The organism is Streptomyces sp. NPDC086023, from assembly GCF_044540325.1.
Classification (GTDB): Bacteria; Actinomycetota; Actinomycetes; order Streptomycetales; family Streptomycetaceae; genus Streptomyces.
Genome location: NZ_JBITRX010000044.1, coordinates 2,823 through 15,719 on the forward strand (window position 1 = coordinate 2,823; position 12,897 = coordinate 15,719).

13 protein-coding genes and 1 pseudogene are annotated in these 12,897 nt (G+C 75.2%); 7 read left to right on the plus strand and 7 right to left on the minus strand.

The genetic code is table 11. The annotated features are described in order from the left end of the window. Window positions 1-205: 205 nt before the first annotated feature. The 4 genes from ACIF6F_RS37740 (at window position 206) to ACIF6F_RS37755 (ending at window position 3,213) form a co-directional block, all read left to right on the plus strand. The gene (locus ACIF6F_RS37740) at window positions 206-1,816 is read left to right on the plus strand and encodes an FAD-dependent monooxygenase (protein WP_399958521.1); all 1,611 of its coding nucleotides are present in this window, start codon (window positions 206-208) and stop codon (window positions 1,814-1,816) included. Between the two features lie 289 nt (window positions 1,817-2,105). Continuing rightward, on the plus strand, window positions 2,106-2,153 hold the full coding sequence (locus tag ACIF6F_RS37745; RefSeq protein ID WP_311314449.1) for a hypothetical protein: 48 nt from the start codon (window positions 2,106-2,108) through the stop codon (window positions 2,151-2,153). A 59-nt stretch (window positions 2,154-2,212) separates the two neighbouring features. Further along, window positions 2,213-2,755, plus strand: coding sequence for a cysteine dioxygenase (locus ACIF6F_RS37750; protein WP_399958524.1), 543 nt, complete (start codon window positions 2,213-2,215; stop codon window positions 2,753-2,755). Further along, window positions 2,746-3,213 (plus strand): rhodanese-like domain-containing protein, encoded by a 468-nt coding sequence (locus ACIF6F_RS37755; RefSeq protein ID WP_399958550.1) that lies wholly within the window; start codon window positions 2,746-2,748, stop codon window positions 3,211-3,213. Before ACIF6F_RS37750 ends, ACIF6F_RS37755 begins: the two co-directional genes overlap by 10 nt. A gap of 71 nt (window positions 3,214-3,284) precedes the next feature. On the opposite strand, the gene ACIF6F_RS37760 is transcribed toward ACIF6F_RS37755, so the two are convergent. From ACIF6F_RS37760 to recA, 3 genes and pseudogenes are all read right to left on the minus strand, one after another. After that, complete coding sequence (locus ACIF6F_RS37760; RefSeq protein WP_399958527.1) at window positions 3,285-5,831, minus strand: FtsX-like permease family protein; 2,547 nt, start codon at window positions 5,829-5,831, stop codon at window positions 3,285-3,287. Window positions 5,832-5,938: 107 nt separating this feature from the next. Beyond that, window positions 5,939-6,622: pseudogene (gene recX / locus ACIF6F_RS37765) on the minus strand (recombination regulator RecX); the annotation flags it as partial. Beyond that, window positions 6,538-7,653 carry a recombinase RecA gene (gene recA / locus ACIF6F_RS37770; RefSeq protein ID WP_399958530.1) on the minus strand — a complete coding sequence of 372 codons (1,116 nt, stop codon included), beginning with the start codon at window positions 7,651-7,653 and terminating at the stop codon, window positions 6,538-6,540. The gene recA and the pseudogene recX, both read right to left, overlap by 85 nt. A 228-nt stretch (window positions 7,654-7,881) precedes the next feature. Here recA and ACIF6F_RS37775 point away from each other — a divergent pair, with 228 nt between their 5' ends. Both ACIF6F_RS37775 and ACIF6F_RS37780 read left to right on the plus strand, forming a co-directional pair. After that, the gene (locus ACIF6F_RS37775) at window positions 7,882-8,283 is read left to right on the plus strand and encodes a hypothetical protein (RefSeq protein ID WP_399958532.1); all 402 of its coding nucleotides are present in this window, start codon (window positions 7,882-7,884) and stop codon (window positions 8,281-8,283) included. Window positions 8,284-8,288: 5 nt separating this feature from the next. Further along, complete coding sequence (locus ACIF6F_RS37780) at window positions 8,289-8,882, plus strand: YdeI family protein (protein WP_399958535.1); 594 nt, start codon at window positions 8,289-8,291, stop codon at window positions 8,880-8,882. A 92-nt stretch (window positions 8,883-8,974) separates the two neighbouring features. Here the strand turns inward: ACIF6F_RS37780 and ACIF6F_RS37785 are convergent, their stop codons facing one another. Continuing rightward, the gene (locus ACIF6F_RS37785; protein ID WP_399958554.1) at window positions 8,975-10,018 is read right to left on the minus strand and encodes an AI-2E family transporter; all 1,044 of its coding nucleotides are present in this window, start codon (window positions 10,016-10,018) and stop codon (window positions 8,975-8,977) included. A 366-nt stretch (window positions 10,019-10,384) separates the two neighbouring features. After that, window positions 10,385-10,579 (minus strand): DUF3046 domain-containing protein, encoded by a 195-nt coding sequence (locus ACIF6F_RS37790; RefSeq protein ID WP_399958538.1) that lies wholly within the window; start codon window positions 10,577-10,579, stop codon window positions 10,385-10,387. A 79-nt stretch (window positions 10,580-10,658) separates the two neighbouring features. Here ACIF6F_RS37790 and ACIF6F_RS37795 point away from each other — a divergent pair, with 79 nt between their 5' ends. After that, window positions 10,659-11,612, plus strand: coding sequence for a hypothetical protein (locus ACIF6F_RS37795; RefSeq protein ID WP_399958541.1), 954 nt, complete (start codon window positions 10,659-10,661; stop codon window positions 11,610-11,612). On the opposite strand, the gene ACIF6F_RS37800 is transcribed toward ACIF6F_RS37795, so the two are convergent. Both ACIF6F_RS37800 and ACIF6F_RS37805 read right to left on the minus strand, forming a co-directional pair. Then, window positions 11,581-11,889: an AzlD domain-containing protein gene (locus ACIF6F_RS37800; protein WP_399958544.1), complete on the minus strand. Its 309-nt coding sequence runs from the start codon at window positions 11,887-11,889 to the stop codon at window positions 11,581-11,583. The two genes, ACIF6F_RS37795 and ACIF6F_RS37800, sit on opposite strands and share 32 nt — an antisense overlap. Next, window positions 11,886-12,656, minus strand: a complete 771-nt coding sequence (locus tag ACIF6F_RS37805) for an AzlC family ABC transporter permease (RefSeq protein WP_399958547.1) — start codon at window positions 12,654-12,656, stop codon at window positions 11,886-11,888. The genes ACIF6F_RS37800 and ACIF6F_RS37805 overlap by 4 nt, the downstream gene beginning before the upstream one ends. Between the last annotated feature and the right edge of the window lie 241 nt (window positions 12,657-12,897).

The following is a 12,897-nucleotide window of genomic DNA, read 5'->3' on the forward strand; positions in this document are numbered from 1 at the left end:
GGGGGGCCCCGCCCCCCCCCCCCCCCCGCCCCCCCCCCCCCCCCCCCCCCCCCCCCCCCCCCCCCCGGGGGGGGGGGGGGGGGGGGCCCCCCCCCCCCCCCCCCCCCCCCCCACCTCTCTCTGCGTGCCTACGTCACTTGACGCAAGCACGCGCAGTGGGTTGCATACGTTCTGTGATCACAAATCGGACGGCCGGGGAGCACGCGTGGACCCGGTGATCGTTGTCGGAGCGGGGCCCGTGGGACTCTCGCTCGCGCTGGCTCTCGCGGGCCAGGGCGTCCCCTCGGTCCTCCTGGACGAGGGCCCCGGCAAGGACGAGCCGCGTCCCGCCCGTACCGTCGTCCTGCACGCCGACACCGCCGCCATGGCACGGCGGCTGGGCTGTACGACGCTGCGCGACGAGGCCGCCCGGTGGACGGCCTGGCGCACCGTGCGGCGCCGGCAGGAGCCCGTACGCATCGAATTCGCACCCCGGGACGCCGAGTCCGGGACGCCCGCTCCCCTGCACGTGCCGCAGCACGCCCTGGCCCGCGGGCTGCGCGACGCCGCGCACGCGCACCCGCTGGTCCAGGTGGTCGCGGACAGCCGGCTCGACACCGTGGAGCAGGACCCGCACGGCGTCACCGCCCACACCCGCGGGGCGGAAACCACATGGTGGCGCGGGAGTTACCTGGTGGGCTGCGACGGCGCCCGCTCCACGGTCCGCAAGCTGCTGGGCGTGCGCTTCCCCGGCCGTACCGCCGTGGAGCGGCACGCGGTGGCCGCGCTGCGCACCGAACTCCCCTGGCCCGACGAGGCCCTGCTGCACCGGTCGCCCCCGGAGGAGGTCACCGCCCGCCCGCTGCCCGACGGGGTGTGGCGGCTCGACTGGCTGCTCCCCCCGCGCGGCGACCTCGTGACCCCGGACGTGCTGGTGGGCCGGATCCGAGACACGCTCGCCGAGTGGTGCGGCGGGGCGACACCGCCGTACGAGCTCCTCGACACGGGCGTGCACACACTGCATCATCGGCTCGCCCGGCGCTGGCGGGACGGCCGCGCCTTCCTCGCGGGGGACGCGGCGCACCTGCTGGGCGCCCTCGGCACGCAGGGCGTCGAGGAGGGGCTGCGCGACGCGGAGAACCTCGCCTGGAAGCTGGCGCTGGCCTGGCACCAGGGGGCCTCGGAGACCTTGCTGGACAGCTACCAGAGCGAGCGCCGCACGGCCGTGGCCGCCCGGCTGCGGGCCGCCGACCAGGCGATGCCGGTGCTGCGCTCCTCCGGCGGGCTGCGGGTGCTGCTGCCGGGCGCGGCCCGGGCCCACGCCACGCTGCTGTCCGACGCCCACCTGGGCCGCGGGCCGCTGGGCTCCGCCCCGGGGTACGGGCGTTCGCCGCTGGCCCCTGCGCCCACCGAGGGCGCCGTGCAGACCGCCACCGAGCCGGGCGCGCCGGTGACGGACGTCCGGGTCACCGCGCCGGACGGGACGACCGTGCCGCTGCGCGACCGGCTGGGACGCGGGCGGCTGCTCGCGGTGCTCGTGGCGCCGGGTACGGGCGTGTGGGACCGGCGGCACTGGCTGAAGGCCGGTCTGATGCCCCGGCTGGCCGCCGCCGTGAGCGCGCTGCCGACACGGGCGGAGCTGCTGGTGGCCGAGTCGTACCCGGGCGCGGCCGCGCACACCGTGCTGCTGGTCCGGCCGGACGGGCACCTGGTCGGGGCTTTCTCCGGGGTGCGCCCGGCGGAGCTGTACGAGGCGGCCGAAGCCGTCCGCGGCGGCTCCGTCGACCGGTCGCCATCCGAGGACCCGGTCCCCACGGCGGCGGACGCGGCGGGCTGACCGGAGCCCTGCCGGGCAGGGCGCCGGGTGCGGCCGGCCGCCGCACTTGAACGCAGCGGTACGGGGCGGCGCGCACCGGTCCGCACTCGTGCCGGGCCGCCGCGCAATCCCTCCGGCCCTGGTCGGGAGGGTGCGGCGGACTCCGGGGACGGGCGAACGCGTCCGGATGCCGGGCGCCGGCATCCGTATTGTGGTACGTGTCCCGGTGATCGATTGACCGTCCGCGGAGCCCCGTGGTGTACTCCCGGACATGACCGGCACCGATGCACGCCTGTGGCGGAGGGTTCACATGGACCTCCTCCGCTACGCGGGCTGCGTGTGTCGCCCCTCCTGCTGATTCGCCTTCCTCCGCGCGCCAGGACGCGCTCCCTCGCGAACTCCCAGGACGGATGCCCCGTGTCACCCTCCCCCTCCGCGCCCGCGCACACCCGTACCCAGGTCCAGGACGGCCCCACCGCCGCCGAACTCCTCGACTTCGCCCTGCGCACCGCCGCCGACCCCGAGCTCGTCGCCCAGCTTCCCCTCGACCCGGAGGGGCGCACCTGGGTGCGGCTGGAAGGGCCCGGCGGCAGCGAGGCCTGGCTGATCGGCTGGCCGCCCGGCACCGGCACCGGCTGGCACGACCACGCCGAGTCGCGCGGGGCCTTCGCCACCGCCTCCGGGCGGCTCACGGAGCACTCCCTCGCGGTGCGGCTGCCCTCCGAGGGCTGGCAGAGCCTGGAGCTCGCCGAGAACGTCGACCGCACCCGGAGCCTGGCCGAGGGCACCGGCCGGGCGTTTCTGGAGCACCACGTCCACGAGGTGCTCAACGAGTCGGAGGCCGAGCACGCCGTCTCGGTCCACGCCTACTACCCGCCGCTGCCCCTGATCCGGCACTACTCGCGCTCCGGCGCCGTGCTGCGCCTGGAGCAGGTCGAGCGCCCTGCGGACTGGCAGTGAGCGCCGCCGGCCGCCCCGGGGGCGGAGAGGTGCGGGGCATCGACGCCTACCTGGAGCGGGTGCGCGAGGGGCTGGAGCGGGTGGACGCGCACGCAGCCCGCGCGGCCGCCGCCGAGGGCGCGCTGCTGGTGGACATCCGCTACCAGGCGCTGCGCGAACGCGACGGGCTGATCCCCGGGGCCCTGGTGGTCGAGCGCAACGAACTGGAGTGGCGCCTCGACCCGGACGGCAGCCACCGGCTGCCCGAGGCCGCGGACCACGGACTGACCGTGATCGTGATCTGCAACGAGGGGTACGCCTCCAGCCTCGCGGCCGCCGAACTCCAGCGCATCGGCCTCCCCCGCGCCACCGACCTGATCGGCGGCTTCCAGGCCTGGCGGTCGGCCGGGCTCCCGGTCGAACCGGGCCACGACCCGGGTCGGGGGCAGGACCAAGGCCAGGGCCAGGACTCCGCCTGACGGCACGGCACCGAGACACCGGGTGGGGCGCCCTCCCGCAGGAGGAACGCCCCGCCCGGCCGGCACCGCCGCTACTGCCTCGCCCCCGCGGCCTCGACCGGCCGCACCCTCAACGCGAAGCGTCCCGGTACCGCCGTGGCCGCCAGGGCCAGCAGCCCGGCCGCGCTCAGCACGACCGCGTACACCAGCGGCAGCACGGCGGGCGCCGCGCTCCCGGTCATCCCGACGCTGAAGGCGGTCAGGACGGCGAGGGAGGTGCCGCTGCCCAGGACCACGCCCATCAGCAGGACGGCGAGGGCCTCCAGCCGCAGCATCTGCAGCACCTGGCGGCGGGTGGCGCCGGTCAGCCGGAGCAGCGCGAACTCCCGGACCCGCTCCGCGGTCGACATCGCGAGGGTGTTGACCACGGAGACGGCGGTGAAGGCCAGCACCAGGCCCATCGCGATGAGGTTCACCTCGGCGTTCGCCTGCTGCCGCCCGGCCCGGGCCGCGGCGGCCTCGGAGGGGGTGAGGAGCGCGAGGCCGGGGAAGCGGGCGACTGCGGCGGTGAGGCGGTCCCGCGGGGTGGCGGGGGCGGTGGCGATGTACACCGCCCGGGCGAGGGGGTTGTCCACGTGGGCCGCGACCAGGTCGTGGGCGAGGGTGAGGTCCCCGAAGCCGAGGCCCCGGGCGTAGACGGCGGTCACTGTGACGGTGGCCGGCGTACCGTCACCGAGGTTGAGGGTGAGGGTGCTGCCCGGGCGCAGGTCCAGCGCCTCGGCGGCGAGTTCGCTGACCGCCGCGCTGCGCGGGCCGAAGCCGTCGAGCGTGCCCCGGGTGACCTGCGGGTCCCAGGTGCGGGTGAGTCCGGCGGGGGTGACGCCCTGGGCGGCGTACCTGGTCAGCCCGACCCGTACCTGGGTGGTGACGACCTCGGTCGCGGCGGTGACGCCCGGGGTCCTGCGGAGCTTCGCCGCGGCCTCCGCCGGTACGCCGGGACCCTGCGGGGCCAGGATCCAGTCCGCGTGGATGCCCTCGCCGGCCTGGGCCCGGGCCGCGTTGCCGAGGGTGGGCTGGCTGAAGAGCGCGGTGCACGTCATGCCGACGAGCAGGGTGAGGGGGGCGACCGCGGAGGCCATCCGGGTGGCGTTGCCGCGCAGGTTGGCGGTGGCGAGGCGGCCGTTGGGGCCGGCCAGGCGGAGCGGGCCGGCGAGCAGGGCGGTGGCCCCCTTCACCAGGAGCGGGCCGAGCAGCGAGACCGCGCCGGCGAGGACCACGATGGCGAGGAAGGTGACCGGGGTCGAGGCGGGCTCGCTGCGCAGCGCGCTGAGCAGCGCGATCAGTACGACGCCGGCGGCGGCCAGCACGAGACCGGCGGCGATCCGGGCCCAGGCCGGGCGGGAGCGCTCGACGGCGGCCTCGGCCAGCGCCTCGGCGGGGCGGATCCGGGCGATGCGGCGGGCGGTGATGCGGGCGGCGGCGCGGGCTCCGACGAGGGTGACGGCGACGGCCGCCGGCATGGGGAGGATGCCCGCGGAGCGCTCCAGGGCGGCGGGCACGACTCCGGCGTCGACGAACCGGCCGTGCAGGTACGCGGCCAGGGGCAGGCCCGCGAGGGCTCCGAGCGTGCCGCCGGCCAGGCCGACGACCAGGGCTTCGGCGCCGAGCAGTCGGCGGAGCTGCCGGGGGGTGGCGGCGATGGCGCGGAGCAGGGCGAGTTCGCGGTGGCGCTGCTGGACGGCGAGGGCGAAGGTTCCGACGGCCACGAGGATCGCGACCAGCAGCGAGGTGCCGATCATCGAGCCGCCGATGGAGACGAGCTTGGTGCGGGCCCCGGACGCGTCGAGGAACTCGACGGGCCCGCGGTCGGCCCCGCTCGTGACCTGGGCGGTGGTGCCCCGGAGGGCGCGGGTGACGGCGGCGTCGAGCGCCGCGGTGCCGGTGCCGGGCACGGGCAGCACGCCGATGGCGGTGTGGCGGCCCTCGGGGCGGGCGGCGAGGCGGCGGGCCTCGGCGGGGCTGAAGAAGAGCGAGGTCTGGTGCCGGAGGTCCCCGTCGGCGGCGGTGGCGATGCCGGTCACGGTGTAGGTGCGGGGGGAGGCGGTGGCCTGGACGGTGAGCGGGGAGCCGGGGCGCAGGCCGGCGCGGCGGGCCAGGGCGCGGTCGACGACGACCTCGGCGGTGGTGCGCGGGGCGCGGCCCTCGGCCAGGGTGAAGGGGGTGAGGGCGGCGGATTCCCAGGAGTGGCCGTACGAGGGAAGGCCGCCCGGGGCCTTCGTCAGCGGGACGGCCTGGAAGGTGAGTTCGGGGACGGCCCGCGCGACACCGGGGACGGCGCGGACCCGTTCGAGGGTCCCGGCGGGGAGCCAGGCCCGCTCCGGGACGGGCTTGGCCTTGTGCTTGTACTTCCTCTCGCCGTCGCCCTTGTCCTTGACCGTGGTCCGGTGGACGTTCTGGTCGGCGGAGACGACCACCGGGGCACCGGCGTAGCGCTCGGTGGCGATCGTGCCGCGCAGTCCGGTCTCCAGCAGGGAGCCGCACGCGGTGATCAGGGCCGCGGCGCAGAGGAAGGCGACGAAGGCGCCGAGGAACCCTGCTGTGCGGTCCCTGACGGTCTGGAGGGCGAAACGCAGCATCATGCGGCCAAGCCTGCTGGCCGGGGGTGCCCCGGGGCACTGGAGCGCCCCGGCGTCCCGTCGGGGGGCTGACCCCACCCCCTTCCGGGGGGAGGCGCCGCCACCGGCGGTCAGCCGAAGCCGTACCCCAGGTCCTCGGTGTCCTCGCCCTCTTCTTCCAGGGCGCGGCGGACCACCCGCAGGGCCATGCCCTCGGGGTAGCCCTTGCGGGCGAGCATGCCGGCGAGGCGCCGGATCCGCTTGTCGCGCTCGAGTCCGCGGGTGGAACGGAGCTTGCGCGCGACGAGTTCGCGGGCGGTCTCCTCCTCCTGGTCCGAATCGAGGCGTTCCATCGCCTCGTCGATCAGCGAGGATTCGACGCCCTTCGTGCGGAGCTCGCGGGCGAGCGCCCGGCGGGCGAGCCCCCGGCTGTGGTGCCGGGACTCCACCCAGGCGCCCGCGAACGCGGCGTCGTCGATGAGGCCCACCTCCTCGAACCGGGAGAGGACCTCCTCCGAGACCTCCTCGGGGATGCCCCGCTTGCGCAGGGCGTCCCCGAGCTGGCGGCGGGTGCGCGGACTTCCGGTGAGCAGCCGCAGGCAGATCGCCCGGGCCTGCTCCTCGGGGCTCTGTCGCTCCGGAGCCTCGTCCGTCCCGCCGGGCGGCGGCCCCTGCCCGGCCCTCGACGGGCCGGGACCGCTGCCGTCCTCGGGTGCTGGGACCATCACGGTCAGCTCTTGGCCGTGGTGGCCTTGGTCGCCTTGGCCTTGCTCGCGGGCGCGGGCACGGACTTGGCGTCGTCGGTGGAGACGGTGGCCGCGTCGGGGCCGGGCTCGGCGTCGGCCGTCTTGCGGACGCCCACGCCCAGCTTCTCCTTGATCTTCTTCTCGATCTCGTTGGCGAGGTCGGGGTTGTCCTTCAGGAAGTTGCGGGCGTTCTCCTTGCCCTGGCCGAGCTGGTCGCCCTCGTACGTGTACCAGGCGCCTGCCTTGCGGACGAAGCCGTGCTCCACGCCCATGTCGATCAGGCCGCCCTCGCGGCTGATGCCCTGGCCGTAGAGGATGTCGAACTCGGCCTGCTTGAACGGCGGGGCGACCTTGTTCTTGACGACCTTGCAGCGGGTGCGGTTGCCGACCGCCTCGGTGCCGTCCTTGAGGGTCTCGATGCGGCGGATGTCGATGCGCACGGAGGCGTAGAACTTCAGCGCGCGGCCACCGGTCGTGGTCTCCGGCGAGCCGAACATGACGCCGATCTTCTCGCGGAGCTGGTTGATGAAGATCGCGGTGGTCTTGGACTGGTTCAGCGCGCTGGTGATCTTCCGGAGCGCCTGGCTCATCAGTCGGGCCTGGAGACCCACGTGGGAGTCGCCCATCTCGCCCTCGATCTCCGCGCGCGGCACGAGGGCTGCCACGGAGTCGATCACGATGAGGTCGAGGGCACCGGAGCGGACCAGCATGTCCACGATCTCCAGGGCCTGCTCACCGGTGTCGGGCTGGGACAGGATGAGGTTGTCCGTGTCGACGCCGAGCGCCTTGGCGTACTCGGGGTCGAGGGCGTGCTCGGCGTCGACGAACGCGACCGTGCCGCCGGCCCGCTGCGCGTTGGCCACCGCGTGCAGGGTCAGCGTGGTCTTGCCGGAGGACTCCGGTCCGTAGATCTCGACGACACGGCCGCGCGGCAGGCCGCCGACGCCGAGCGCGACGTCCAGGGCGGTCGACCCGGTGGGGATGACCTCGATGGGGTCGTTCGGCCGGTCGCCGAGGCGCATCACGGCGCCCTTGCCGAATTGTCGTTCAATCTGCGCGAGCGCGGCGTCGAGCGCCTTCTCGCGGTCGGTGCCTGCCATGGGTTCCACCCGGGTTGCTTGAGTCGATCGCTTCACGTCAAAGACGCTAACGCCTGCCACTGACAATGCGCCTCCACGCCCCTTCCGGCTGTGGATAACCGGAGAAAACCCCTGCAATCACACGGCCAGGTTCTCCATCAGAATGGATGTTCGAATTCCGTGTCAAGCGCGCCACGCCCACCCCGGCCCGCCGCCCGGCGCGGTGACGGCGGAGGCTACGGTGCCGCCATGAGCGAGCGCGAGCACGTGGCGGACGGGGAGCCGGCGGAGGGGGCGGAAGCCGAGCCACCGCTCGTGCGCGAGGTCCACCCGGACCTCGTCGCCGAGCTGGTCGCCCTGCTGGAAGCGGAGGGCGAGCGGGAGCTGGCCATCTGCGCGTGGGACATCCGGCTGTTCGCGCACTGCTCGTGCGGGGACGACTTCTGCCAGAGCTTCTACACGGCGCCGCCCCCGGAGGGCGCGTTCGGTCCCGGGCACCGCTGCCTGCCGCTCATGCCGGAGAAGGGCATGCTGATCGTTGACGTCGTACAGGGGCGGATCAGGTACGTCGAGGTGATCGACCACGCGCCGCTGCGGGACCACCGGATCCCCGCCGCCCCGGACGGAACCGCGGCCTCCGGCCTACGCTGACCGTCATGGAGCAGCTGGACGGTGTGGAGATCATCGCCTTCGCGGACGGCGCGGCCTTCGAGACCTGGCTGGCGGCCGGGCACCACACGCGCGCCGAGGGCGTGTGGATCAGGATGGCGAAGAAGGGCTCGGGCATCCCGTCGGTGACCTCCGACGAGCTGGTGGACATCGGCCTCTGCTTCGGCTGGATCTCGGGGCAGCGCCGCTCGCTGGACGACCGCCACTACCTCCAGAAGTACGTGCCGCGCAGGCCCCGCAGCCTCTGGTCGCGGGTGAACGTGGAGAAGGTCGAGCGGCTCACGGCCGCCGGGCGGATGCGCGAGCCCGGGCTCGCCGAAGTCCGCCGGGCCCGGGAGGACGGCCGGTGGGACGCGGCGTACGCCCCGCAGACGACGGCGGAGGTGCCGCCGGAGCTCACGGCCGCGCTCGACGCGGACCCCGCCGCCCGGGCCGCCTTCGAGGCGCTCGACAGGACCGCCCGCTACCAGCTGGTCCTGCCCCTCCTCCAGGCCCTCACCCCGCGGTCCCGCACCTCCCGGCTCGACCGGGTCCTGCGCACCCTCGCGGAGGCCGCCGCCGGGCCGGACGGCCGGCCCTGACCCCCCTCTGCCCCCCTGGTCCTCACCCGCCCCGGGCCCCGGGCGCCTTCGAGCCGGGCCCCGGGCGCCTTCGAGCCGGACCCCCGGGCGCCTCAGACCCTCGGGTCGGACGTCACCTCGTACCGTTTCACGTACGCCCCCAGGAACGCCTGCAGCGTCGCCACCGCCGGGATCGCGATCAGCGCGCCGACCGCCCCCAGCAGCGCCGTCCCCGCGATCACCGAGCCGAAGGCCACCGCCGGGTGGATGTCGACGGTCTTCGAGGTCAGCTTCGGCTGCAGCATGTAGTTCTCGAACTGCTGGTAGACCACCACGAAGCCCAGCACGTACACCGCGTACCAGGGGTTGACCGTGAAGGCGATCAGCATCGGCAGCGCGCCCGCCAGATAGGTGCCGATGGTCGGGATGAACTGGGAGACCAGCCCGACCCACACCGCGAGCGCGGGCGCGTACGGCACCCCGAGCACGAACAGCACGATGTAGTGCGCGACCCCGGACACCAGGGCCATCAGCCCCCGCGAGTAGAGGTATCCGCCGGTCTTCGCGACGGCGATCTCCCAGGCCCGCAGCACCTCGGCCTGGCGCGCCGGGGGCAGGACGGAGCACAGCGCACGCCGCAGCCGGGGGCCGTCGGCGGCGAAGTAGAACGCGAAGAGGGCGATGGTCAGCAGCTTGAACAGCCCGCCCAGCACGGTCGCGGACACGTCGAGCACGCCGGACGCGCTGTTCTGCACGTACTTCTGGAGCGAGTCCGAGTGCAGCAGGCTGTCCTGGATCGCGAGCCGCGACAGGTCGGTGTGGAAGGTCTGGTTGATCGAGTCGATCAGCGAGTCGAGGTACTGCGGGAACCTCTCCACCATGTCGACGATCTGCCCGGCGAGCATCGAGCCCAGCAGGGCCATGAAGCCCAACGAGAAGACCAGCACGCCGAGGAAGACCAGGAAGGTCGCCACCCCGCGGCGCATCCCGCGGGCCGCCATCCGGCTCACCGCGGGCTCGACGGCCAGCGCGAGGAAGAAGGCGATCAGGATGTTCAGCAGCAACCCGACCAGCTGGTGGAACGCCCAGCTGCCGAGCTGGAAGCAGGCGTACAGGGCGAGTACGAGGACCACCGCGCGCGGCAGCCAGCGCGGCATCCGCGCGGGCGGCTGGCGGAAGGCGGTACCGGGCCCGGCCGGCGGCTCCGCGCCCGCCCCGTGCGCCGCGCCACCGGCCCGCGCCCCCTCGCGCCCGCCCGGCCCCTCGCCCTCCGGGCCCGAGCCACCGGGCGGCGCGGCCGCCGGGGAGGGCACGGAACGGGCCGCCGGCTCCGGTTCGCGCGAGGGCGACGGAACGGAGCCCGGGGGCACGGAGGCGCCCCGGGAGTGCTCGGGCTGGTCGGTCTCATGGGTGGCTGCCACCCGGCAAGTGTCCCGTATGCGTCGCCCGTCCGGCCGTCGGCGCTTGTCGCCCGGTACGTCGGCGCTTGTCGCCCGGTACGTCAGCGCTTGTCGCCCGGTACGTCAGCGCTTGTCGCCCGGTACGTCCATGGCCGAACACACCGCGCGCCACACGTCCTTGGTCTCCCAGCCCGCGTCGAGGGCCTGGTGGACGGTACGGCCGCCCAGCTCGGCCATCACGTGGTCCCGAGCGAACGAGTCGGCATAGGCGGGACCGAAGTGCTCGGCCATCCGCTCCCAGAAAATCGTCAACCGCATGCCCCCAGTATCCCGCCCCCCGGGTGGACCGGTCCGTTCGTCCCCGTCCGGTGCCGGAATCCGCCCTACGTTGGGGGACATGCCTGGTGACGATGCATCCCCCCTGGCCCGTGCCGAGCGGTTCGTCTGGCTCACCGCCCGGGTCCTGGAACAGCGGCGGTTCGCCTACCACTTCCTCGGCGGCGCGGCCGATCCCGTGGACGCAGCCCTCGGCCCCTATCTCAACCCCGACGGCGGCTACGGCCACGCCCTCGACCCCGACCTCCGCGGCCCCGACAGCCAGCCCCTGCACACCGCCCACGCGCTGCGGATCCTCGACACCCTCGGGCGCTGCGCCGGGCAGCGCATCGAGCGGCTGTGCCGCCACCTGACGCAGGTCTCCACCCCGGACGGCGCCCTGCCGGTGCTGCGGCCGGGCCCGCGGGACTACCCGGGGGCGCCGTACCACCCGGTCGTGGACGACCCGCCGAGCGAGCTGCTCACCACCGGCCCCGTGGTCGGCGTACTGCACCGCAACCGCGTCTGGCACGCCTGGCTGTTCCGGGCCACCGACTACTGCTGGGACCGCATCGAGACGCTGCGGCACTCGCACCCGTACGAGATCCAGGCCGCGGTGGAGTTCCTGGACGGCGCCCCCGACCGCTCACGGGCGCAGGCTGCGGCCGACCGGCTCGGCCGGCTGGTGCGGGAGGCGCGGCTGGTCGTACTCGACCCGGAGAAGCGGGACGGCTATCCGGTGGCCTCCGGGTACGCACCCGGGGAGCGCCTGTTCCCGCACGACCTCGCGCGGCGGCCGGAGTCGCTGGCGCGCGGCTGGTTCACGGACGAGGAGCTGGCCCGTTCACTGGACTTCCTCGCCGCGGAGCAGCAGGAGGACGGCGGCTGGCCGGTGCGGCGGCGCGCCTGGGCACCGGGCAGCAGCCTGGAGCGGCGCCCGATCGCGACGATCGAGGCGCTGCTCACGCTGCGGGCCCACGGGCGGCCGATCGGCGCCGGTCCGGTCAGCCGCCCAGCGCCCGTACGCCCGCGGTGACGAGCACGGCGGCGGCGACGACCAGCAGGAAGGGCGCCCGCAGCAGCAGCGCGACCCCGGCGGCGGCCAGGCCGGCGGCACGGGCGTCGAGCACCAGGGCGTGACCGGTGCTGAAGGTCTGCTGGGCGGTGAGGGCGGCCAGCAGCGCGACCGGCAGCAGGGCCGAGAGCCGGCGGACGGCGGGCCGCTCCAGCGCACCCGCGGGGACCAGCAGGCCGGCGAGCTTGAGCAGGTAGCAGCCGACGGCGGTGGCGGCGATGGCGATCCACACGTTCATCGGTCCTCGCCCTTCTCGTGTACGGACTCCAGCTCCCGGCGCTCGCGGCGCGCGGCCTCCCGCCCCTTGACGTACAGCACGGCGGGGGCGGCGAGGGCGGCGACCAGCACGGGCACCCCGGCGGGCAGGAACGGCAGGAAGCCGAGGCCCAGCACGAGCGCGAGGGCGGCCACGGCCCGCTCGGTGGCGGTACGCAGCATGGGGGCGAGCAACGCGAGGAAGACCGCCGGCCCGGCGGCGTCGAGCCCCCACGCGTCGGTGTCGCCGATGGCCTCGGCGCCGAGGGCGCCGAGCAGGGTGGTGAGGTTCCACAGCAGGTACAGGCTGAGCCCGGTGACGGTGAACCCGAGGCGGGCGGTGCGTCGGTCCGGCTGGGCCAGGGAGACGGCGGCCGTCTCGTCGATCACCCAGTGGGCGGCGAGGGGCCGGACGGCGCGCGGCAGCGCGAGCAGCTGGGACAGGCGCAGGCCGTAGAAGGCGTTCCGGGTGCCGAGGAAGAAGGCGCCTGCGGCGGCCGTGAGGGGGTTGCCCCCGGCCGCGAGGGCGCCGACGAGCGCGAACTGCGAGGCGCCGGTGAAGACGAGGAGGCTGAGGGCGCAGGCCTGGGCCACGGTGAGCCCGGCCCCGGCGGCGGTGACGCCGAAGGCGAACCCGGAGAGGCCCACGGCCACCCCGACGCCGAGCGCGTCCCGGACCACGGCCCCCCGAGGCCGCTCGCTCCCGCCCCTGGAAGCCGTGTGCGGTGGTGCTGCTGCTGTCTGTTCCACCCACCGCACGCTACGGCGCCCCCGACCCCCGGGTCTTGTACGTTCTTGCGCCCCGGGGACGGGCGGCAGCCCGCTCGGAACTGCACTCAAGCGACACTCGGGGGACGAGGGCCCGGCCCCGGGGCGGGGGCAGCTTTGGGAAGGCCGGGCGAAGCTGCGGCTGGGCGCTCGAAGCCATACCCCCGGGGCCGGGGGCTTTGGGTGCTGGCCGGGTCTGTGGGCGTCCGCCGACCGAGGGTTT